A 19,432-nucleotide genomic window follows, 5' to 3' on the forward strand; every position below is an offset into this window, starting at 1 on the left:
CTTCCGGGGTGCCCCAGACTTCCTCTCGCGCCTTCGCGCCGTCCCGCCGTTCCCTGCTCGCCGCCCTCGGTGCCACCGCCGCGCTCGGTGCGCTGTCCGGGTGCGGGGTGCCCGCCGCGTACGTCAAGCCCGCGGACCGCTCCGCGCCCGACGAGTCCGCGGCCGACAAGAGGCTGACCTGGGCCAACTGGCCGCTGTACATCGACACCGACGACGCCGACCCGAACCGGCGGCCCACCCTGGAGGGGTTCGGGAAGCGCACCGGGATCTCCGTCGACTATGTGGAGGAGATCAACGACAACGACGAGTTCTTCGGCAAGATCAGCCCCTCGCTGATGAACCACCGGTCCACCGGCCGGGACCTGATCGTCATCAGCGACTGGATGTGCGCCCGGTACGTCCGGCTGGGCTGGGTCCAGGAGATGGACCGCGCCCGCCAGCCCAATGTGGCACGCAACCTGGACCCGATGCTGCGCTCGCCCGCCTTCGACAAGGGCCGCCGGTTCACCGTGCCGTGGCAGTCCGGGATCACCGGCATCGCCTACAACCGCCGCAAGCTCGGCCGGGACATCCGGCACGTGAAGGACCTCTGGGCGCCGGACCTCAAGGGCCGGGTGACCCTGCTGTCCGGCCTGGACGAGGCGTTCGCGCTGCTCATGCAGGGCGACGGCGTGGACATCACCCGCTGGACCACGGACGACTTCCACCGGATGTGCGACCGGATCGAGCGCGAGGTGCACCGGGGACAGATCCGCCGCTTCACCGGCAACGACTACACCAAGGACCTGGTCAGCGGGGACGTACTGGCCTGCCAGGCGTACTCCGGCGATGTCATCCAGCTCCAGGCGGACAACCCCGACATCCGCTTCGTCGTGCCCGAGGAGGGCGCCGAGCTGTGGTCGGACTCCCTGATGATCCCCGACCGGGCCCGGCACAAGGCCAACGCCGAGCGGCTGATCGACTACTACTACCAGCCCGAGGTCGCCGCGAAGCTCGCCACCTGGGTCAACTACGTCTGCCCGGTCCCGGCCGCCCGGGAGGTGCTGGCCGCCGACCCGGACAAGGACACCGCGGCCCTCGCCGCCAACCCCCTGATATTCCCGGACCCCGTGATGCGCGAACGCCTGGCCGTCGCCCGCGACATCACCTCCACGGAACGCCCGGAGTTCACCCGCCGCTGGAACGGCATCGTGGGCCTGTGAGCCGCCGGCCCGCGCACGTGGGGCGGGACGGAGCCATGGCAGTGCAGGATGAAGCCATGGCCAAGGATTTCCCGCTGCCGCGCGGAGCGACAGGTTTCCTCAGTCCCGACGACGCCGGCCCGCTGCCCGAGACCGATCTGCGGACGTTCCGCACCGCCCTGTACACGGCCGCCCGGATCGCCGGGGGCACGGTGGGCGAGGTGGAGGAACAGTCCCGTCCCCGCTCCTTCCACCTCGGCTCGGTCCTCGACCGCGCGGGCGAGACCGTCGTCCTGTGCCACGCCCACCACCCGTGGATCGCGTTCGCCCCGGAGCGCCGGAACTGGTACGACGAGGAGTTCCTGATCCCGCCCCCGTGGGCCCACGCCTTCACCGACGCGGGACTCACGGTGCTCGACCGCGAGCGGCTCACCACACCGCTGTCCGCCGTGGACACCTCGGCACTGACCCGGGACGAGTGGCGCCGGATCCGCCTCTACCACCTCACCACGCTGGGCGGAGTGCTCTTCAACGCCTTCGACTGACCCACCGCGACCGCCCCGGTCACCCCCGCCCGTCCAGCGCGCGGCTCACCGTCGCCGCCGTCCGGCACACGGCCGGGGCGAGGCGCGGGGAGCGGGCGGTCGTCGGGGCGGTCAGGGAGACGGCCGCCACGGGGGTGCCCGACCGGAACACCGGGGCCGCGAGGGACAGTTCGCCCAGGCGGTGCTCCTCGTGGGCCTCGGCCAGGCCGGTCGCGCGGACCCGGGCCAGGTGGGCGGCGAGCCGGCCCGGGGCGGTGAGGGTACGGGGGGTGTGCCGCTCGGCGGCGGCCGGGGCCGTGAGCAGGCCGTGGGCCAGCAGGACCTTGCCCGCGGCCGTGGCGTGCGGGGGCAGCCGTGCGCCGGTGACCAGACACAGGGCCGTACCGTCGGCCGGGATCACCACGTCCGCGTGCCCGCCGGTGTGCGCGGTGAGGGCGCGCAGCGCGGGCAGGGCCGTGTCCAGCAGGCCGCGCGGGCAGGGGGCGGCGGCGCCGAGGGCACGGATGCGGGTGCCGAGGCGGTAGGAGCCGTCCGAGGCCCGTTCCAGCCCGCCCCAGGCCACCAGTTCCCGCACCATGCGCAGCGCGGTCGGCACGGGCAGCCCCGTGCGGCGGGCGATCTCCGTCAGGCGCAGCGTGACCGGCGCGTCCACGAACGCGTCCAGCACCGAGAAGACCCGCCCCGCGACGCTCTCCGCCATCCGCCCCTCCGTCCGCCCCGCCGGCGTTTTCGCCCAGTGAAAGCCGGGCGTTGCCGCCGGCCGGGCCCGCCCGCGAGGGTCAACGCATGACTCTCGCTCTCTCTTCCGACCAGCTGCTGTCCACCACCCGCGCCGTCCGCCACCGCCTCGATCTCACCCGCCCGGTGCCGCGCCGGCTGCTGGAGGAGTGCGTGGACCTGGCCGTCCAGGCGCCGAGCGGACGCAACCGGCAGCGCTGGCACTTCGTCATCGTCACCGACCCGGAGCGCCGGGCCGCCCTGGCCGACGTGTGGCGGGCCGGGGTGACCGCGCCCGGCGCCAGTGAGCCGCTCCCGGAGCGGGACGTGCGGCGGGCGTCCGTGGCCCGGATGGACCGGGTGTACTCCGGCACCGCGCACCTGTACGCGCATCTGCACGAGGTCCCGGCGCTCGTCGTGCCGTGCGTGGAAGGCCGTACCGACCACGCCCCGGTGCTGCGCCAGGCCGGCACCTGGGGCTCCATCCTGCCGGCCGTGTGGAGCTTCATGCTCGCCGCCCGCGCCCGGGGTCTGGGCACCTGCTGGACCACCGGGAACCTGGTGGACGAGCGGGAGTCGGCCCGGGTGCTCGGCATCCCGTACGACGACGTGATGCAGGCGGCGCTGATCCCCGTCGCCTACACCCTCGGCACCGACTTCCGGCCGGCTCCCCGCATCGCCCGGGACCGGGTGCTGCACTGGGACCAGTTTTGAACACGTTCAATTCCAGGCGTACGCTCCTGCCATGAGCGACAGAGCCGCCCTGCTCAAGGGCATCCGCGCCTGGTTGGTCCTCTTCGTCGTGTGCCTCGTCCTCAGCGGGGCCACCGCCTTCCCGCTGGTGCACGAACTGCGCTGGACCGAGAGCGCGTTGCGCGCGCTGTCCGTGCCGGAACACCTGCCCGGCCTGATGGCGTGGATCGTCCGGGTGCGCGAGGACCTGGACACCGTCGACGCCGAGTACCCCTTCGTCCTGTACGGCACCGACTGGCTGGCCTTCGCCCACCTCGTCATCGCGGTCGCGTTCTACGGCCCGTACCGCGACCCCGTCCGCAACATCTGGGTGGTCGAGTTCGGGATGATCGCCTGTGCCGGGATCATCCCGCTCGCCCTCGCCTGCGGACCCGTCCGCGGCATCCCCTTCTGGTGGAGCCTGATCGACATGTCCTTCGGGGTGCTCGGCGTCGTCCCGCTTCACATCGTCCGGAAGAAGATCAAGCGACTGGAGACGCTCGGCACCCCGCCCGCGCCCCCGGCCGCCGCGCCCGTCAGCGGTTGAACGCCGGGAACGCGAGGCGCTGGGCGGCGGCCTGCTGGCCGTCGCCCTTGGCGTCCGTGGAGTTCGCCGAGTAGACGAGGGTTCGGGAGAGGTCCTTCGTCGCGGCGATCGCCGCGGTGTAACCCGGGCGTGAGCCGCCCTTGCCCCAGACCTCCCTACCGTTCACCTCGAGGCGCTCCAGCGCCGCGCCGTAGTGCGCGTCGGGCACGTCGGGCAGGGTGAACATCTCGCGCAGCTGCGGCTCGGGCACCACCCGGCCGCGGAACAGCCCGACCAGGAACCGCTCCAGGTCGGCGGTGGTCGAGATGAGGTCACCGGCGGCGAAACGGTCGGTCATGTTCCACTCGGTCACATCGACCAGCTTGCCGTCGATCCAGTCGTAGCCCCGGTTGTACGGCCCGTGGATCCCGGTGTCCCCGGCGGCGGGGAAGGAGCTGTGCCGCATGCCGAGCGGCCGGAAGATCCGCACCTGCGCCTGGTGGGCGTACGAGTCCCCGGTCACCTTTTCGATGAGCATGCCGAGCACGGTGTAGTGGATGTTGCCGTAGGTCTGCCGCGTGCCCGGGCTGTACGCCGGCCCCTGGGCGACGGACGCCGCGACGACCTGCCGGGGCGTCAGCGTCTCGAAGCGGTGCGCGTAGCCCGCCTCGACGGTGTCACCGAGGGAAGCCCCCGGCTTCAGGCCGCTGGTGTAGTTCAGCAACTGCCGTACGGTGATGGGCTCGAAGTCCTCGGTGAGCAGGCCCGGCAGATACCGCTGCACGGTGCCGTCGAGGTCGATCCGGCCCTCCGCGGCCAGTTGCAGCACGATGGCGGCGGTGACCACCTTCGTCACCGAACCGGCCCGGAACCGCGCGTTCTCCAGGGCGGGCGCCCCCGTGCGGAGGTCCCGCACGCCCGCCGTGCCCCGCCAGCTGCCGTGGCCGCCGACCCGGACCAGCGCGGCCGTGATGTCGTGGTCGGGCAGCCCGGCGAGCGCGGCGGCCAGGGCCTCGGCGTCCGGGCCGTACGTGTCCTTGGCGGACGCGGACGCGGACGCGGACACGGACGCGTGGGGCGCGGACGCCGGTGCGGCGAACGCCGGCGCGGCGGCCGAACCGGCGGCCAGCGCGGCGACGAGTCCGGCGGCCACGAGGGCGGTACGGCGGCGGGTACGGCTGGACGTGCTGGTACCGCGGGTGCGGCGCATGACGGGCTCCTCGAGGGGATCGGGTGCGGCTTCCTGATCATCCTCGGACGGCGGCCCGCCGCCCGGATCCTCTCCGAGGAGGGGGCGCGACCCTTGCGCGACCCCGAACAACCACCGGGGCGCGTACGGAAGTTGTCAGGGATGGCCCCTACGGGAGCCGCTCCCGGCCGTCACCGGCGTAACGCTCCTGAGCCGCCATGACCTCGTCGCCGTGCTCGAGGGCCCACGCCCCGAACGCGTCGATCGGCCCGAGCAACGTCCGTCCCAGGGAGGTGAGTTCATACTCCACGCGGACAGGCGACGGGAGGCAGTCGTGCGGATCGGAATGCTCGGTACCGGAGCCATGGCACGGGCGTTGGGGGAACAGTGGGAGCGCGCCGGGCACGACGTGGTCGCGGCCGAGCGGATCGCCGTCGCCGCGCCCGCCGCCCGGGTGGTCAAGGCGTTCGACCTGTGCCACGAGAGCGTCTGGCGGCTGACCCCGCCGGTCTTCGCCGGCCGCCCGCTCGCCGTCCCCCTGTGCGGGGACGGCGAGGACGCGCTCGCCGTCGTCCGGCGGCTCGTCCGCCTGTGGGTGGGCGAGGGCGCGGACGCGCAGGCGATCGCGCCGCCGCCGGAGTTCGCCGGGGTCAGCGGGAGCGCAGCGCGTGCAGGACGTCGATCCGGTTCGTCGTGATCGAGTCCACGCCCAGTTCCAGCAGCCTGCTCATGGAGCGGCGGGTGTCCGGGGTCCACACCGACAGCAGACAGCCGTCGCGGTGCACCCGGGCGGCCAGCTCCCGGCCGACCAGGGAGAAACGGTAGTTGAGCCAGCGCGGGCGCACGGCGGCGAGCAGCGCCGGGCGGGGCGGGGCCAGGGTCGTCCAGGTCAGGGCGATCTCGGCGGCCGGGTCGGCGGCCCGGACGGCGAGCATCGCCTCGGCGCCCGCGCTGTAGTAGACGCGGTCCCGCGCGCCGCTTTGCCGGATCACGTCCAGTGTCCGCTCGACGGTACGGCGGCCGACCGGACCGCACAGGTCCACCATCACCCGGCTGTCACCGGTCGCGGCCAGCGCCTCGGCCAGCGTCGGCACCCCGCCCCCCGTCAGCCCGCGCAGCTCCTCGGCGGACAGCGCGGCCAGCGGCCGGTCCACCTCCCACAGCCGGCGCAGCGTCTCGTCGTGCAGCAGCACGGGCACGCCGTCCCGGGTGAGCCGTACGTCGATCTCGACGGCGTCCGCGCCCTGCCCGAGCGCGGAACGCAGCGAGGCGAGGGTGTTCTCACGGAAACGGTAGGGGTCGCCGCGGTGGGCCACGGCGGTCACGGTCTGCATGCGCCCCATTGTGGCCGTGCGGTGCCCGGGATCCGGGGGCGGGGGTGGTGGCCCGAGCCCCCCGCGCTCGGTGGGGTGTGCGCGGGGGACGGAGGGACGCGGGCGCTCAGCCGGCGAGCCAGGCGCTGGTGTAGTCGTCGATCTCCCGGGCGATCCGGGCCTTGCCCGCCGCGTCCAGGAAGGAGACCTCGACGGCGTCCTTCGCGAGCGCGGCGAGGCCCCGCTCGTCCAGTTCCAGGAGCCGGGCGGCCACCGCGTACTCGTTGTTCAGGTCGGTGCCGAACATCGGCGGGTCGTCGGAGTTGATCGTCACCAGCACCCCGGCCCGCGTGAACTCCTTGATCGGGTGCTCCTCCAGGGAGCGGACCGCGCGGGTGGCGATGTTGGAGGTCGGGCAGACCTCCAGCGGGATCCGGTGCTCCGCGAGGTACGCCAGCAGCTCCGGGTCCCGCGCGGAACTCGTGCCGTGCCCGATGCGCTCGGCGCGCAGGTCGCGCAGCGCGTCCCACACCGTCTCCGGGCCGGTCGTCTCCCCGGCGTGCGGAACGGAGCGCAGACCGGCGGCGATGGCCCGGTCGAAGTACGGCTTGAACTGCGGCCGGGGCACGCCGATCTCCGGCCCGCCGAGCCCGAACGACACCAGGCCCTCCGGGCGGATCCGGTCCTCGGTGGCCAGCCGCGTCGTCACCTCGGCCGCTTCCAGACCGGCCTCGCCGGGAATGTCGAAGCACCAGCGCAGCACGGTCCCGAACTCCGCCTCGGCCGCCTTGCGGGCGTCCTCGATCGCGTCCATGAAGGCCCGCTCGTCGATGCCCCGCCGGGTGGAGGAGAAGGGGGTGATGGTCAGCTCCGCGTACCGCACCTGCTGCCGGGCCAGGTCGCGGGCCACCTCGTAGGTGAGCAGCCGGACGTCCTCCGGGGTGCGGATGAGGTCCACGACCGACAGATAGACCTCGATGAAGTGCGCGAAGTCCGTGAAGGTGAAGTACTCGGCGAGGGCCTCGGGGTCGGCGGGGACCTTGGAACCGGGGTGGCGGGCGGCCAGCTCCGAGACGATGCGGGGGGAGGCGGAGCCGACGTGGTGGACGTGCAGTTCGGCCTTGGGCAGCCCCGCGATGAAGGAGCGCAGATCGCGGTCGGCGGTGCCGGTGGCGGGTACGGCGGTGTCGGTCAAGGGGTCCTCCCCGGGAACGGCGCCCGTGGGCCGCGGCGGGCGGCCCGGGCGCGGTGATCGGCTGATCGGTGGCGCGGGTTCATCGTAGGCCCCGGGACGGCGGTGTCCCGTGCGGCCCGTAGCATGACGGGACCGTCCAGGAGAGGGGTCCCTTCACCATGTCCGACGAGGCGCCGCAGTCCACGCCGGGGGAGCGCACCGCGCCCGACCGCGGGCCGGCGGAACCGGCTCCGGCTTCCGGGCAGGGGGCCTCGACAGCCCGGGCTCCCCAGGACGACGCCAAACCCTCCGTCTCCCTCGACAAGGAGCCGGCACCGGCACCGACGGCATCCCCTGCGGACCGGATACCGGGGGCGGTGGGGCCCGGGGCGGACCGGATACCGGGCGCGATGGAACCCCGGGCGGACCAGGCATCGGCGTCTGCGGCGTCCGAGGCGGACTGGGCACTTGCGCCTGCGGAGTCGGGAGCGGACCAGGTAGCGGCGTCCCAGACCTTCGGAGCTGAGGCGGCATCGGCGGCTGGGACACCCGGAGCTGGGGCGGCGTCGGCGGCTGCGGCACCCATAGCCGACGCGACGCCGGCATCCGAGGCACCCGGAGCCGACCCGACCCCCGTCCAGGACGCGCCCCCGGCCCCCGCCCCGGTCCACGGCCAGCAGACCCTGACCTCGCTGCCCACGGCACCGGAGCCGACCGCCTCCGCCGACAGGACGCTCGCCGACGCCCCGCCCGCGCCCTGGGCCAGTCCAGCCGGCGGAACCGGGGCCCCGGCCCCCGCGTCACCCCTGCCCGCGGCCCCGGCCCCGGCCCCCGCCCCGCAGCCCAACCCGTTCGCGCCACCCGCGCCCACCCCTCAGCCGGAGTCCTTCGCCCCGCCCGCCCCGGCCCCGAACCCCTTCGCGCCGCCCGCCGCCGAACCGGCGGACCAGGCCGGCTACCCCTTCCCCCACTCCGGTCCCGCCCCGGCCCCGAACCCCTTCGCGCCGCCCGCCGCCGAACCGGCGGACCAGGCCGCTTACCCCTTCCCCCACTCCGGTCCCGCCCCGGCCCCGAACCCCTACGCGCCTCCCACCTCCGGCCCGGCGGCCCAGGCCCACCCCTTCGCCCCGCCCGCGGGACCGGAACCCGTGCCCCCGCCGCCCATCGCCCCCGACGGTCCCGGGCAGGTGCCGTACGGCTACCCGGGCACCCTGCCGGCCTACGGCTACCCGGGCCCGGCGCACGCCTCGTACGGCGCCGCCCCCTATCCCGGCGGCAACGGCTACGGCTGGCCCGGTATGCAGGCGGCCCCGAGCAACGGCATGGGTACGGCCTCCCTCGTGCTCGGCATCCTCTCGGACATCGGCTTCCTGGCCTGGCCCCTCGCCCTGGTGCTGGGCGTCCTGGCGATCATCTTCGGCGCGCTGGGCCGGGGGAAGGCGAAGCGGGGCGAGGCCACGAACCCCGGGGTGGCCCTGGCCGGCCTCATCTGCGGCGCGACGGGCGTCGTCCTCGTACTGATCGTGTTCGCCGTCATCATCGCGGCGTTCGGCTGACCCCACGCGCCGCCACCCGTGGGCGCCGCCCCCCGCCGGCGCCCGCCCCCTCAGGCCCCCGCCCCCGCCAACCGCTCCCTCGCCTCCATCAGGGCGAAGCCCAGCAGGTTCGGTCCCCGCCACCGCCGCGGGTCCGACGCCGCCTCGTCGTCGGCCGCGAGGCCTATGCCCCAGACGCGGTCCACGGGGCTCGCCTCCACCAGCACCCGGTCCCCGGTGTTCAGCAGGAACCGCCGGAGGCCGTCGTCGGCGGCGAACTTGTGCACGCTGCCCTCGGTCACGATCCGGAACCGCTCGCGCTGCCAGGTCTCCTCGTCGAAGCCCCGGACCAGCCGCCCGGCCTTCTTCGCGGCGGCGGGGTGCGCCGCGGCCAGCACCCGGCGCTCCGCCTCCGCGTCCCCGAACAGCCGGGCCTTGCCGGCCATCATCCAGTGCTCCGCCGTCGCGTACTCCACCCCGTCCACCACGAACGGTGACGGCCACCACTGGCTCAGACAGCTCGCGCCGATCCGCCCGTCCGGCCGCGGCCGGTGACCCCAGAAGTGCAGGTATTCCACCCGGGTCCCCGCCCGGACCTCCCTGATCAGGGATTCCACCCCGTCGATCTTTCCCATGCACGCGAGTCTGGCAGGCACCACTGACAATGCGTCCGCCCTTTTGCCCGCCGACTCGACAACTGGTCGACAGATTCCGTCGCGTAACCAAAAGGCAACAACGGAATCACTTGTTGGTGCCCTATGGCTCTGTCAGGATCGGCACTCAATTCGAGCTGGAGCTACGCCACCCACCCCCGGGACGGGGCGTACGGCGGAGGAGAGCGACATGCACAACCCGGGCACCGCCACCCCGGAACGATTCCCCGCCCAGGACCGGTTCGCGGACGGCGCGCAGTTCATCGCCGGCCGGCCGGCCAAGGGCACCTCGGGCCGCCACCACGCCGTGGTCGACCCCGCCACCGGCCGGGAGGTGTACCGCTACGAACTGGCCGGCCCCGACGACGTGGACGCGGCCGTCGCCGCCGCGCGCGAGGCGTTCCCGGGCTGGGCCGCCGCCACCCCGGGCGAACGCGCGGAGGCCCTGCACCGGTTCGCCGGTGTGCTCGCCGAGCGCGCCGAGGACCTCGCCCGCGCCGAGTCCCTCCAGTGCGGCAAGCCGCTCAAGCTCACCCGCGAGTTCGACGTGCCGGGCACCGTCGACAACACCGCCTTCTTCGCGGGCGCCGCCCGGCACCTCCAGGGTCAGTCCGCCGGCGAGTACTCCGGGGACCACACGTCGTACGTCCGGCGCGAGCCCATCGGGGTGGTCGGGTCCATCGCGCCCTGGAACTACCCGCTCCAGATGGCCGCCTGGAAGATCCTCCCGGCGATCGCCGCGGGCAACACCATCGTGCTGAAGCCCGCCGAGATCACCCCGCTGACCTCGCTGATGTTCGCGCGGGCGGCCACGGACGCGGGCATCCCGGCCGGGGTCGTCAACATCGTCACCGGGACCGGGAAGGAGGCCGGCGAGCACCTGGTCGGACACCCGGACGTGGCCATGACCTCCTTCACCGGGTCCACCGCCGTCGGCCGGCGCGTCGCCGAGATCGCCACCGCCACCGTCAAGCGGCTGCACCTGGAGCTGGGCGGCAAGGCGCCGTTCGTCGTGTTCGACGACGCCGACCTGGAGGCCGCCGCGCACGGCGCGGTCGCGGGCGCGCTCATCAACAGCGGCCAGGACTGCACGGCCGCCACGCGCGCGTACGTGCAGCGTCCGCTGTACGAGGCGTTCGTGGAGCGGACGGCGGCGCTGATGGAGACCGTCCGGCTCGGCGACCCGTTCGCGCCCGGCACCGACCTCGGGCCGCTGATCTCGCACGCCCAGCGCGACCGGGTGGCCGCCTTCGTGGACCGGGCGCGCGGCTACGCGCGCGTGGTCACCGGCGGCGAGGCGCCCCAGGGCGAGCTGAAGGACGGCGCCTACTACCGGCCCACCCTGATCACCGGCGCCGCCCAGGACAGCGAGATCGTCCAGTCGGAGATCTTCGGCCCCGTCCTCGTCGTGCTGCCCTTCGACAGCGACGACGAGGGCCTGCGGCTGGCCAACGACACGCCGTACGGCCTGGCCGCCTCCGCGTGGACGGGCGGCGTCTACCGTGCGAACCGGGCCACCCGGGAGATCAAGGCGGGCTGCGTCTGGGTCAACGACCACATTCCGATCATCAGCGAGATGCCGCACGGCGGCTACAAGGCATCGGGCTTCGGCAAGGACATGTCGGCGTACTCCTTCGAGGAGTACACGCAGATCAAGCACGTCATGTTCGACAACACCGCGGTGGCAGCCAAGGACTGGCACCGCACCGTCTTCGGGGACCGCTGACCGACCAGGCCACTGACCAGGCCGATCCCTCCCGAAAGGGCACCACGCGCATGGAGCAGTACGAGCCCGAACGCCTGACCCCGCCCCAGGCGGCCGCCCTGCGGCGCGGCCTCCGCGGCGGCAGGGCCGCCCTGACCCGCCGGTCGCTGCTGCGGGCCGCGACCGGCGGCGCGCTCGCGGCCGGCGGCCTCGGGACGCTCGCCGCCTGCGGGATCCCCGCGGCGGGCAAGAACCAGGGCGGCACCTCCGCCCAGGACCACTCGGCCACGGAGAAGGTGGTCAACTTCTCCAACTGGACCGAGTACCTCGACGTCGACGACAGCGGCAAGCACCACCCCACCCTGGAGACCTTCCGCGGGCGGACCGGGATCACGGTCGACTACACCGAGGACATCAACGACAACAACGAGTTCTTCGGCAAGATCAAGCCCCAGCTCGCCGCGGGCCAGGACACCGGCCGGGACCTCATCGTCCTCACCGACTGGCTGGCCGCCCGCATGATCCGCCTCGGCTGGGTGCAGAAGCTGGACCCGTCCCACCTGCCGCACGCCTACACCAACCTCTCGGCCCAGTTCCGCGACCCGGACTGGGACCCCGGGCGGGCGTACTCGTACCCCTGGCAGGGCATCTCCACCGTCATCGCCTTCAACAAGAAGGCACTGGACGGCATCGAGGTGCGCTCGGTCTCCGACCTGCTGGACAACCCGAGGCTCAAGGGGCGCGTCGGCTTCCTGTCCGAGATGCGCGACAGCGTGGGCATGACCCTGCTCGACATGGGCAAGGACCCGGCGAGGTTCACCGACGACGACTACGACGCGGCGATCGCCCGCCTCCAGAAGGCCGTCGACAAGGGCCAGATCCGCCGCTTCACCGGCAACGACTACACCTCCGACCTGTCCAAGGGCGACTTCGCCGCCTGCATCGCCTGGGCGGGCGACGTCGTCCAGCTCACATCGGACAACCCGCACATCGACTTCGTCATCCCCGACAGCGGCTATGTGACGTCGACCGACAACCTGTGCGTCCCCAACAAGGCCCGCCACAAGACGAACGCCGAACGGCTCATCGACTTCTACTACGAGCCCGCGCAGGCCGCCGCGCTCGCCGCGTACATCAACTACGTGACACCGGTCGACGGGGTGAAGCCCTACCTTGCGAAGATCGACCGGGACGCGGCGGACAATCCGCTGATCGTCCCCGACAAGGCCATGCAGGCGAAGTCCCATGCCTTCCGCTCCCTGAGCCAGAAGGAAGAGACGGCCTACGAAGGAAAGTTCGCGAAGCTCACAGGGGCGTGACGATGAAGACGACACCAGACAACAGCGGCGACGTCCGCCTCTCCGGAATCTCCAAGACCTACGGCTCCTTCACCGCCGTACACCCGCTGGACCTGACCGTGCCCGAGGGCTCCTTCTTCGCCCTGCTCGGCGCCTCCGGCTGCGGCAAGACCACCACCCTGCGCATGATCGCCGGCCTGGAGGAGCCCACCACGGGCACGGTCCGGCTCGGCGACCAGGACGTCACCCACCTGCCGCCGTACAAGCGGCCGGTCAACACGGTCTTCCAGTCCTACGCCCTCTTCCCGCACCTCGACATCTTCGAGAACGTCGCCTTCGGCCTGCGCCGGCGGGGCATCAAGAGCGTGAAGAAGCAGGTCGAGGAGATGCTGGAGCTGGTCCAGCTAGGCGAGCAGGCGCGCAAGAAGCCGCACCAGCTCTCCGGCGGCCAGCAGCAGCGGGTCGCCGTGGCCCGCGCCCTGATCAACCACCCCAGGGTGCTGCTGCTGGACGAGCCGCTCGGCGCCCTCGACCTGAAGCTGCGCCGCCAGATGCAGCTGGAGCTCAAGCGCATCCAGACCGAGGTCGGCATCACCTTCGTCCATGTCACGCACGACCAGGAGGAGGCCATGACCATGGCCGACACGGTCGCCGTGATGAACGGCGGCCGGGTCGAGCAGCTCGGCGCGCCGGCCGACCTGTACGAGAACCCGCGGACCACGTTCGTCGCGAACTTCCTCGGCACCTCCAACCTGATCGAGGCCGAGGTCGGCACCCGCAGCGGCGACGACATCGTGCTGAAGGCGGGCGACGGCAAGCTGGTGCTGCCCGGCGCCCGGTGTACCGCCCCGACGACGGCCGGCGGCAAGGTGCTGGTCGGCATCCGCCCGGAGAAGATCTCGCTCACGCACGCCGACGACGCGGGGGAGATCCCGGCCGGCCGCAACCGCCTCACCGGGAAGATCGCCGACGCCAGCTTCATCGGCGTCTCCACGCAGTACGTCATCGACAGCCCGGTCTGCGCCGGCCTGTCGGTGTACGTGCAGAACGTCGAGCGCGACGGCCGGCTGGTGCCCGGCGCCGACGTGGTCCTGCACTGGAGCCCGGCCCACACCTTCGCCCTGGACGCGGCCCAGGCCATCGACGCGGGCACCGAGGAAGAGGTCGCCGCCTGATGTCCACGCTCACCGAGGCGCCCCCGCCGCTCGGCCCCGCCGCACCCGAGGAGAAGCCCCCGCGCCGGCGCGGCCGGTTCACCCCCTACTGGCTGCTGCTGCCCGGCATGCTGTGGCTGATCGTCTTCTTCGCGCTGCCGATGGTCTACCAGGCCTCCACCTCCGTGCAGCAGGGCTCCCTGGAGCAGGGCTACAAGGTCACCTGGCACTTCGCGACCTACTGGGACGCGCTGAACGCGTACTGGCCGCAGTTCCTGCGCTCCGTGTGCTACGCCGCCGCCGCGACCGTGCTGTGCCTGCTGCTCGGCTACCCGCTGGCGTACCTCATCGCCTTCCGCGCCGGCCGCTGGCGCAACCTGATCATGATCCTGGTGATCGCGCCGTTCTTCACCAGCTTCCTGATCCGCACCCTGGCCTGGAAGACGATCCTCGCCGACAACGGCCCGGTCGTGCACGCCCTGAACACCCTGCACGTCCTGGACCTGACCGGCTGGCTCGGCTGGACGGCCGGCGACCGGGTGCTGGCCACCCCGCTGGCCGTGGTGTGCGGGCTGACGTACAACTTCCTGCCGTTCATGATCCTGCCGCTGTACACCTCGCTGGAGCGGATCGACGGGCGGCTGCACGAGGCGGCCGGCGACCTGTACGCCCGGCCCTGGACCACCTTCCGCAAGGTCACCTTCCCGCTGTCCATGCCCGGTGTGGTCTCCGGGACGCTGCTGACCTTCATCCCGGCCGCCGGCGACTACGTCAACGCCGAACTCCTCGGCTCCACCGACACCCGCATGATCGGCAATGTCATCCAGACGCAGTTCCTGCGCGTCCTGGACTATCCGACGGCCGCCGCGCTCTCCTTCATCCTCATGGCCGCCATCCTGGCCATGGTCACCCTCTACATCCGCCGGTCGGGGACGGAGGACCTGGTCTAAATGCCCTTCCTGAACTGGCTCAAGCGCCGTCTCGTCGTCATCGCCGGTCTGCTGACGCTCGCCTATCTGCTGCTGCCGAACATCATCGTCACGGTGTTCTCCTTCAACAAACCGAAGGGGCGCTTCAACTACGAATGGCAGCGGTTCTCCGCGGACGCGTGGAAGGACCCGTGCGGGGTCGCCGACATGTGCGGCTCGCTCTCCCTCAGCCTGCAGATCGCCGTCTGGGCGACGGTCGGCGCCACCGTCCTCGGCACGATGATCTCCTTCGCGCTGGTCCGCTACCGCTTCCGCGCGCGCGGCGCCGTCAACTCGCTGATCTTCCTGCCGATGGCCATGCCCGAGGTGGTCATGGCCGCCTCGCTGCTCACCCTGTTCCTCAACATGGGCGCCCAGCTGGGCTTCTGGACGATCCTGATCGCCCACATCATGTTCTGCCTGAGTTTCGTCGTCACCGCCGTCAAGGCGCGCGTGATGTCGATGGACCCGCGTCTGGAGGAGGCCGCCCGGGACCTGTACGCCGGTCCCGTGCAGACCTTTCTGCGGGTCACCCTGCCCATCGCGGCACCCGGAATCGCCGCGGGCGCGCTGCTGTCGTTCGCGCTCTCCTTCGACGATTTCATCATCACCAATTTCAACGCCGGCTCGACGGTCACCTTCCCGATGTTCGTATGGGGCTCGGCGCAGCGCGGAACGCCCGTGCAGATCAATGTGATCGGCACCGCCATGTTCCTCCTCGCCGTCCTGTTCGTCCTCTTCGCGATGGTCCTCGGAAACCGCCGGAACAAGCAGAAGGCATAGGCCCTTTCACCGGCCTCGCCGGAAATCCTCTGTAGGGAGTTGAAATCATGGCCCCAAGCGCCATGAGCCGTGGGAAAGACAACTGGATCGCCTCTCTCTCCGAAGCCCAGCCGGTCCCGTACTGGCTGGAAGACCCCGGCAAGCCGGCCGCCGAGCCCGCCCTCACCACCGCCGAGACCTGCGACCTGCTGGTGGTCGGCGGCGGCTACAGCGGGCTGTGGACCGCGCTGAACGCCAAGGAGCGCGACCCCGGGCGCGATGTAGTCCTGCTGGAAGGCCGCGAGGTGGGCTGGGCCGCCTCCGGCCGCAACGGCGGCTTCTGCGCCGCCTCCCTCACACACGGCCTGCCCAACGGCCTCGCCCGCTGGCCCGGCGAGATCCACAGACTGGAGGAGCTGGGCCGGCGCAACCTCGACGGGATCGAGGCCGCGATCACCCGGCACGGCATCGACTGCGACTTCGAACGCACCGGCGAGATCGACGTGGCCACCGAGACCTACCAGGCCTGGGAGCTGAAGGACTGGCACCGGGAACTCGAGGAGCAGGGCCTCGCCGACGGCATCGAGTACCTGGACGCCGACGCCGTGCGCGCCGAGGTGAACTCGCCCACCTTCCAGGCGGGCCTGTGGGACCGCCGGGGCGTGGCCATGCTGCACCCGGCCAAGCTCGCCTGGGGCCTGAAGCGGGCCTGCCTCCGGCTCGGGGTGCGGGTGTACGAGCACACACCCGCCCTCACCCTGAGGGCCTACGGCGCCGGGATGGCCGTACGCACCCCCTACGGCGCCGTCCGCGCCCGCAAGGTCGCGCTCGGCACCAACATCTTCCCCAGCCTCGTCAGGCGCGTGCGGTCGTACACCGTCCCGGTCTACGACTACGCCCTGATGACCGAGCCGCTGACCGACGGGCAGCTCGCGTCCATCGGCTGGAAGAACAGACAGGGGCTGGGGGATTCGGCGAACCAGTTCCACTACTTCCGGCTCTCCGCCGACAACCGCGTGCTGTGGGGCGGCTACGACGCGATCTACCCCTACGGCGGCCGGGTGCGCGCCGAGTACGACGACCGGCCCGAGACGTACGCCAAGCTCGCCGGCCACTTCTTCACCTGCTTCCCGCAGCTGGAGGGCGTCCGCTTCACCCACGCCTGGGGCGGCGCGATCGACACCTGCTCCCGGTTCTCCGCGTTCTTCGGCACCGCCCACCAGGGCCGGGTGGCCTACGCGGCCGGCTACACGGGCCTCGGGGTCGGCGCCACCCGGTTCGGCGCGGACGTGATGCTGGACCTGCTGGACGGGGAGCGCACCGAGCGGACCGAGCTGGAGATGGTTCGCAAGAAGCCGCTGCCGTTCCCGCCGGAGCCGTTCGCCTGGACCGGCATCGCCCTCACCAAGTGGTCCCTGGCCCGCGCCGACGCGCACGGCGGCCGGCGGAACCTGTGGCTGCGGACGATGGACCGGCTGGGGCTGGGCTTCGACAGCTGAGGTGACCCACCTCACCCCAAGGGGCCGTGCGAACCCGCGTAATGCCCCGGGGCCGCCTCCCTCTCACCTCTCGACGCATCCGCGTCCATGACCGAGAGGGAGGCTTTTTCGATGACTGGGACGAAGACGGCCGTCGCGTGGCTGGCATCCGTCGCACCGGACCCCGAGGCCTGCCGCCGGGAGTGGGAGCGCAACCCCCTCGGGGTCGCCCTGCTGCCCGCCGGCAAGGCCTGGGACGTCCTGATCCTGCCGGGCGACCTCGGCCATCCGACCCTGGACGTGCTCACCCGCCTGCTCGACCGGCCCGGCCCGGTGCTCGCCGGATTCGGTGACAGCCGGCTCGGGTTCCTGGTGCCCGCGGGCACCGCGGCCCGCTGGGTCGGCACCGGCGTCCGCACCGCGGGGGCCGGCACCTGGATCGTCGTGCCGTACCCGGGCCGGGCGGCCCGGGGCGTGCGCTGGCTGGTGCCGCCGGACGGCTCCGGCACGCTGACCGACCCGGCGCTGCTGGAACTGGCGATGCACGAGGCGGCGGCGGAGCGGGCCCGGCGCGGTGATGCGGACCGGTAACGCCCGCACACCTTGACAGCGGGATTGGTCTGGACCAAATTGTGTGCGCTCCGCTCCTCCAACTCCCCCGGCCCCGGAGGCCCTTGTGGAACGCACCAGACGTCGCAGATCCGTCCTCGCCGCGCTCACGGCCGTAGCCCTGGCCGTGCCCGGCATCACCGCGCTCTCGTCGGCCGCCCGTGCGGCCGACGCGGACGTCGCCGTCAACGGCGGGTTCGAGTCCGGCCTGACCAGCTGGACCTGCACCGCCGGTACGACGGTCGGCTCACCCGTGCACAGCGGGAGTTCGGCGCTCCAGGCCACCCCGGCCGGCGGCGACAACGCCCAGTGCTCCCAGACGGTGACCGTCCAGCCCAATGCCCAGTACACCCTGTCCGGATACGTCCGCGGCTCCTACGTCTACCTCGGCGCGAGCGGCACCGGCACCACCGACGTCTCCGCCTGGACCCAGTCCGCCCCCGACTGGCAGAAACTGAGCACCACCTTCCGCACCGGGGCCACCACCACCAAGGTCACGATCTACACCCACGGCTGGTACGGCACCGGCGCCTACCAGGCCGACGACATCACCCTCGTCGGTCCCGGCGGCAGCGGCACCACCCAGCCGCCCGCCGCCCCGGCCGGCCTCAAGACCACCACCGTGACCTCCTCCTCCGTCGGACTGTCCTGGTCGGCGGTGACCGGCGCGACGAGTTACGCGGTCTACCGCGACGGCGTCAAGGTCCAGACGGTGACCGGGACTTCGGCGACCGTCTCCGGACTCGCCGCCTCCACGGCGTACGGCTTCCAGGTGACCGCGGTCAACGAGGCCGGCGAGTCCGCGAAGTCCGCGGTCGTCACCGCGACGACCAGCCCCGGCACGGGCGGCGGCGGGGGCGGCGGCTCGTCCGACCTGCCCGCCCACGCCCTCGTCGGCTATCTGCACGCCAGCTTCGCCAACGGCGCCGGCTACACCCGGCTCGCCGACGTCCCCGACAGCTGGGACGTCATCGACCTGGCCTTCGGCGAGCCCACCTCGGTCACCTCCGGGGACATCCGCTTCAACCGCTGCCCGGTCACCGAGTGCCCGAACGTGGAGAGCGACGCCGAGTTCAAGGCGGCGATCAAGGCCAAGCAGGCGGCCGGCAAGAAGGTGCTGATCTCCATCGGCGGCCAGAACGGCCAGGTCCAGCTGACCACGGCCGCGGCCCGCGACGCCTTCGTCTCCTCGGTCTCGAACATCATCGACACCTACGGCCTGGACGGCCTCGACATCGACTTCGAGGGCCACTCGCTGTCGCTGAACGCGGGCGACACGGACTTCAAGAACCCGACCACACCCGTGATCGTCAACCTGATCTCGGCGCTGAAGACCCTGAAGGCCAAGTACGGCGCCAAGTTCGTCCTCACCATGGCCCCGGAGACGTTCTTCGTGCAGAACGGCTACCAGTACTACGGCACCGGCAAGTGGGGCGGCCAGGACCCGCGCTGCGGCGCCTACCTCCCGGTGATCCACGCCCTGCGCGACGACCTGACCCTGCTGCACGTCCAGGACTACAACTCGGGTCCGATCATGGGCCTGGACAACCAGTACCACTCCATGGGCGGCGCCGACTTCCACATCGCCATGACCGACATGCTCCTGACCGGCTTCCCGGTCGCCGGCGACCAGAACAACGTCTTCCCGCCGCTGCGCCCCGACCAGGTCGCCATCGGCATGCCGGCGTCCACGAACGCGGGCAACGGCCATGTCTCCCCGGCCGAGGTCACCAAGGCCCTGGACTGCCTCACGAAGAAGACGAACTGCGGCTCGTACACCACCCACGGGACCTGGCCGGCCCTGCGCGGCCTGATGACCTGGTCGGTGAACTGGGACCGGTACGCGAACTGGGAGTTCCAGAAGAACTTCGACGCGTACTTCGGCTGACCGCG

17 protein-coding genes and 3 pseudogenes are annotated in these 19,432 nt (G+C 72.3%); 14 read left to right on the forward strand and 6 right to left on the reverse strand.

From position 1 onward, the window contains the following. Positions 1–8 precede the first annotated feature (8 nt). Positions 9–1,202 carry a polyamine ABC transporter substrate-binding protein gene (locus IE251_RS30540; protein WP_189756208.1) on the forward strand — a complete coding sequence of 398 codons (1,194 nt, stop codon included), beginning with the start codon at positions 9–11 and terminating at the stop codon, positions 1,200–1,202. Between the two features lie 35 nt (positions 1,203–1,237). Further along, on the forward strand, positions 1,238–1,726 hold the full coding sequence (locus tag IE251_RS30545) for a hypothetical protein (RefSeq protein ID WP_189756209.1): 489 nt from the start codon (positions 1,238–1,240) through the stop codon (positions 1,724–1,726). A gap of 19 nt (positions 1,727–1,745) precedes the next feature. Here IE251_RS30545 and IE251_RS30550 read toward each other — a convergent pair whose 3' ends face one another. Next, entirely contained in the window at positions 1,746–2,426 is a 681-nt protein-coding gene (locus tag IE251_RS30550) for an IclR family transcriptional regulator (RefSeq protein ID WP_189756210.1), read from the reverse strand. A gap of 86 nt (positions 2,427–2,512) precedes the next feature. Here IE251_RS30550 and IE251_RS30555 point away from each other — a divergent pair, with 86 nt between their 5' ends. Continuing rightward, positions 2,513–3,157, forward strand: coding sequence for a nitroreductase family protein (locus tag IE251_RS30555; protein ID WP_189756211.1), 645 nt, complete (start codon positions 2,513–2,515; stop codon positions 3,155–3,157). Between the two features lie 31 nt (positions 3,158–3,188). After that, positions 3,189–3,722: a hypothetical protein gene (locus IE251_RS30560; RefSeq protein WP_189756212.1), complete on the forward strand. Its 534-nt coding sequence runs from the start codon at positions 3,189–3,191 to the stop codon at positions 3,720–3,722. Here the strand turns inward: IE251_RS30560 and IE251_RS30565 are convergent. Both IE251_RS30565 and IE251_RS30570 read right to left on the reverse strand, forming a co-directional pair. Next, positions 3,712–4,911: a serine hydrolase domain-containing protein gene (locus IE251_RS30565; RefSeq protein WP_189756213.1), complete on the reverse strand. Its 1,200-nt coding sequence runs from the start codon at positions 4,909–4,911 to the stop codon at positions 3,712–3,714. The genes IE251_RS30560 and IE251_RS30565 overlap by 11 nt on opposite strands. Before the next feature lie 148 nt (positions 4,912–5,059). After that, a pseudogene (locus IE251_RS30570) lies at positions 5,060–5,212 on the reverse strand (winged helix-turn-helix transcriptional regulator); the annotation flags it as partial. A 93-nt stretch (positions 5,213–5,305) separates the two neighbouring features. On the opposite strand from IE251_RS30570, the pseudogene IE251_RS30575 reads away from it, so the two are divergent. Beyond that, positions 5,306–5,587: pseudogene (locus IE251_RS30575) on the forward strand (NADP oxidoreductase); the annotation flags it as partial. Here the strand turns inward: IE251_RS30575 and IE251_RS30580 are convergent. Together IE251_RS30580 and IE251_RS30585 are read right to left on the reverse strand one after the other, a co-directional pair. After that, positions 5,541–6,224 carry a glycerophosphodiester phosphodiesterase gene (locus tag IE251_RS30580; RefSeq protein ID WP_189756215.1) on the reverse strand — a complete coding sequence of 228 codons (684 nt, stop codon included), beginning with the start codon at positions 6,222–6,224 and terminating at the stop codon, positions 5,541–5,543. The pseudogene IE251_RS30575 and the gene IE251_RS30580 overlap by 47 nt on opposite strands. Positions 6,225–6,330: 106 nt before the next feature. Beyond that, the gene (locus IE251_RS30585; protein WP_234470912.1) at positions 6,331–7,398 is read right to left on the reverse strand and encodes an adenosine deaminase; all 1,068 of its coding nucleotides are present in this window, start codon (positions 7,396–7,398) and stop codon (positions 6,331–6,333) included. Between the two features lie 1,127 nt (positions 7,399–8,525). On the opposite strand from IE251_RS30585, the gene IE251_RS30590 reads away from it, so the two are divergent. Continuing rightward, entirely contained in the window at positions 8,526–8,933 is a 408-nt protein-coding gene (locus IE251_RS30590) for a DUF4190 domain-containing protein (protein WP_189756216.1), read from the forward strand. A gap of 50 nt (positions 8,934–8,983) precedes the next feature. Here IE251_RS30590 and ybiA read toward each other — a convergent pair whose 3' ends face one another. Next, positions 8,984–9,547: a riboflavin biosynthesis intermediates N-glycosidase gene (ybiA, locus tag IE251_RS30595; RefSeq protein WP_189756217.1), complete on the reverse strand. Its 564-nt coding sequence runs from the start codon at positions 9,545–9,547 to the stop codon at positions 8,984–8,986. 208 nt (positions 9,548–9,755) lie between these two features. Here ybiA and IE251_RS30600 point away from each other — a divergent pair, with 208 nt between their 5' ends. The 8 genes and pseudogenes from IE251_RS30600 to IE251_RS30635 all read left to right on the forward strand — a co-directional run bounded on the left by IE251_RS30600 (position 9,756) and on the right by IE251_RS30635 (position 19,427). Next, positions 9,756–11,291, forward strand: coding sequence for a gamma-aminobutyraldehyde dehydrogenase (locus IE251_RS30600; protein WP_189756218.1), 1,536 nt, complete (start codon positions 9,756–9,758; stop codon positions 11,289–11,291). Positions 11,292–11,341: 50 nt separating this feature from the next. Next, positions 11,342–12,589: a polyamine ABC transporter substrate-binding protein gene (locus IE251_RS30605; protein WP_189756219.1), complete on the forward strand. Its 1,248-nt coding sequence runs from the start codon at positions 11,342–11,344 to the stop codon at positions 12,587–12,589. Positions 12,590–12,591: 2 nt separating this feature from the next. Then, entirely contained in the window at positions 12,592–13,743 is a 1,152-nt protein-coding gene (locus IE251_RS30610; RefSeq protein ID WP_189756220.1) for an ABC transporter ATP-binding protein, read from the forward strand. Then, positions 13,743–14,672, forward strand: a complete 930-nt coding sequence (locus tag IE251_RS30615; protein ID WP_189756221.1) for an ABC transporter permease — start codon at positions 13,743–13,745, stop codon at positions 14,670–14,672. Before IE251_RS30610 ends, IE251_RS30615 begins: the two co-directional genes overlap by 1 nt. Beyond that, the gene (locus IE251_RS30620) at positions 14,673–15,473 is read left to right on the forward strand and encodes an ABC transporter permease (protein WP_189756222.1); all 801 of its coding nucleotides are present in this window, start codon (positions 14,673–14,675) and stop codon (positions 15,471–15,473) included. 47 nt (positions 15,474–15,520) lie between these two features. Next, positions 15,521–16,951: an NAD(P)/FAD-dependent oxidoreductase gene (locus IE251_RS30625; RefSeq protein WP_189756223.1), complete on the forward strand. Its 1,431-nt coding sequence runs from the start codon at positions 15,521–15,523 to the stop codon at positions 16,949–16,951. A gap of 111 nt (positions 16,952–17,062) precedes the next feature. Beyond that, a pseudogene (locus tag IE251_RS30630) lies at positions 17,063–17,509 on the forward strand (hypothetical protein); the annotation flags it as partial. A gap of 97 nt (positions 17,510–17,606) precedes the next feature. Next, a complete protein-coding gene (locus tag IE251_RS30635) occupies positions 17,607–19,427 on the forward strand; it encodes a chitinase (RefSeq protein ID WP_189756225.1) in 1,821 nt (606 codons plus the stop codon). Positions 19,428–19,432 lie beyond the last annotated feature (5 nt).

The sequence above is a fragment of the Streptomyces eurythermus genome (assembly GCF_014649115.1).
GTDB lineage: Bacteria > Actinomycetota > Actinomycetes > Streptomycetales > Streptomycetaceae > Streptomyces > Streptomyces eurythermus.

What these genes read in the sequence shown, in the direction of transcription:
- IE251_RS30600 (WP_189756218.1), top strand. Translation starts at nt 9,756, where the DNA reads ATGCACAACCCGGGCACCGCCACCCCGGAACGATTCCCCGCCCAGGAC.
- IE251_RS30620 (WP_189756222.1), top strand. Translation starts at nt 14,673, where the DNA reads ATGCCCTTCCTGAACTGGCTCAAGCGCCGTCTCGTCGTCATCGCCGGT.
- IE251_RS30560 (WP_189756212.1), top strand. Translation starts at nt 3,189, where the DNA reads ATGAGCGACAGAGCCGCCCTGCTCAAGGGCATCCGCGCCTGGTTGGTC.
- IE251_RS30550 (WP_189756210.1), bottom strand. Translation starts at nt 2,426, where the DNA reads ATGGCGGAGAGCGTCGCGGGGCGGGTCTTCTCGGTGCTGGACGCGTTC.
- IE251_RS30565 (WP_189756213.1), bottom strand. Translation starts at nt 4,911, where the DNA reads ATGCGCCGCACCCGCGGTACCAGCACGTCCAGCCGTACCCGCCGCCGT.
- IE251_RS30610 (WP_189756220.1), top strand. Translation starts at nt 12,592, where the DNA reads ATGAAGACGACACCAGACAACAGCGGCGACGTCCGCCTCTCCGGAATC.
- IE251_RS30580 (WP_189756215.1), bottom strand. Translation starts at nt 6,224, where the DNA reads ATGCAGACCGTGACCGCCGTGGCCCACCGCGGCGACCCCTACCGTTTC.
- IE251_RS30615 (WP_189756221.1), top strand. Translation starts at nt 13,743, where the DNA reads ATGTCCACGCTCACCGAGGCGCCCCCGCCGCTCGGCCCCGCCGCACCC.
- IE251_RS30555 (WP_189756211.1), top strand. Translation starts at nt 2,513, where the DNA reads ATGACTCTCGCTCTCTCTTCCGACCAGCTGCTGTCCACCACCCGCGCC.
- IE251_RS30625 (WP_189756223.1), top strand. Translation starts at nt 15,521, where the DNA reads ATGGCCCCAAGCGCCATGAGCCGTGGGAAAGACAACTGGATCGCCTCT.
- IE251_RS30605 (WP_189756219.1), top strand. Translation starts at nt 11,342, where the DNA reads ATGGAGCAGTACGAGCCCGAACGCCTGACCCCGCCCCAGGCGGCCGCC.
- ybiA (WP_189756217.1), bottom strand. Translation starts at nt 9,547, where the DNA reads ATGGGAAAGATCGACGGGGTGGAATCCCTGATCAGGGAGGTCCGGGCG.
- IE251_RS30545 (WP_189756209.1), top strand. Translation starts at nt 1,238, where the DNA reads ATGGCAGTGCAGGATGAAGCCATGGCCAAGGATTTCCCGCTGCCGCGC.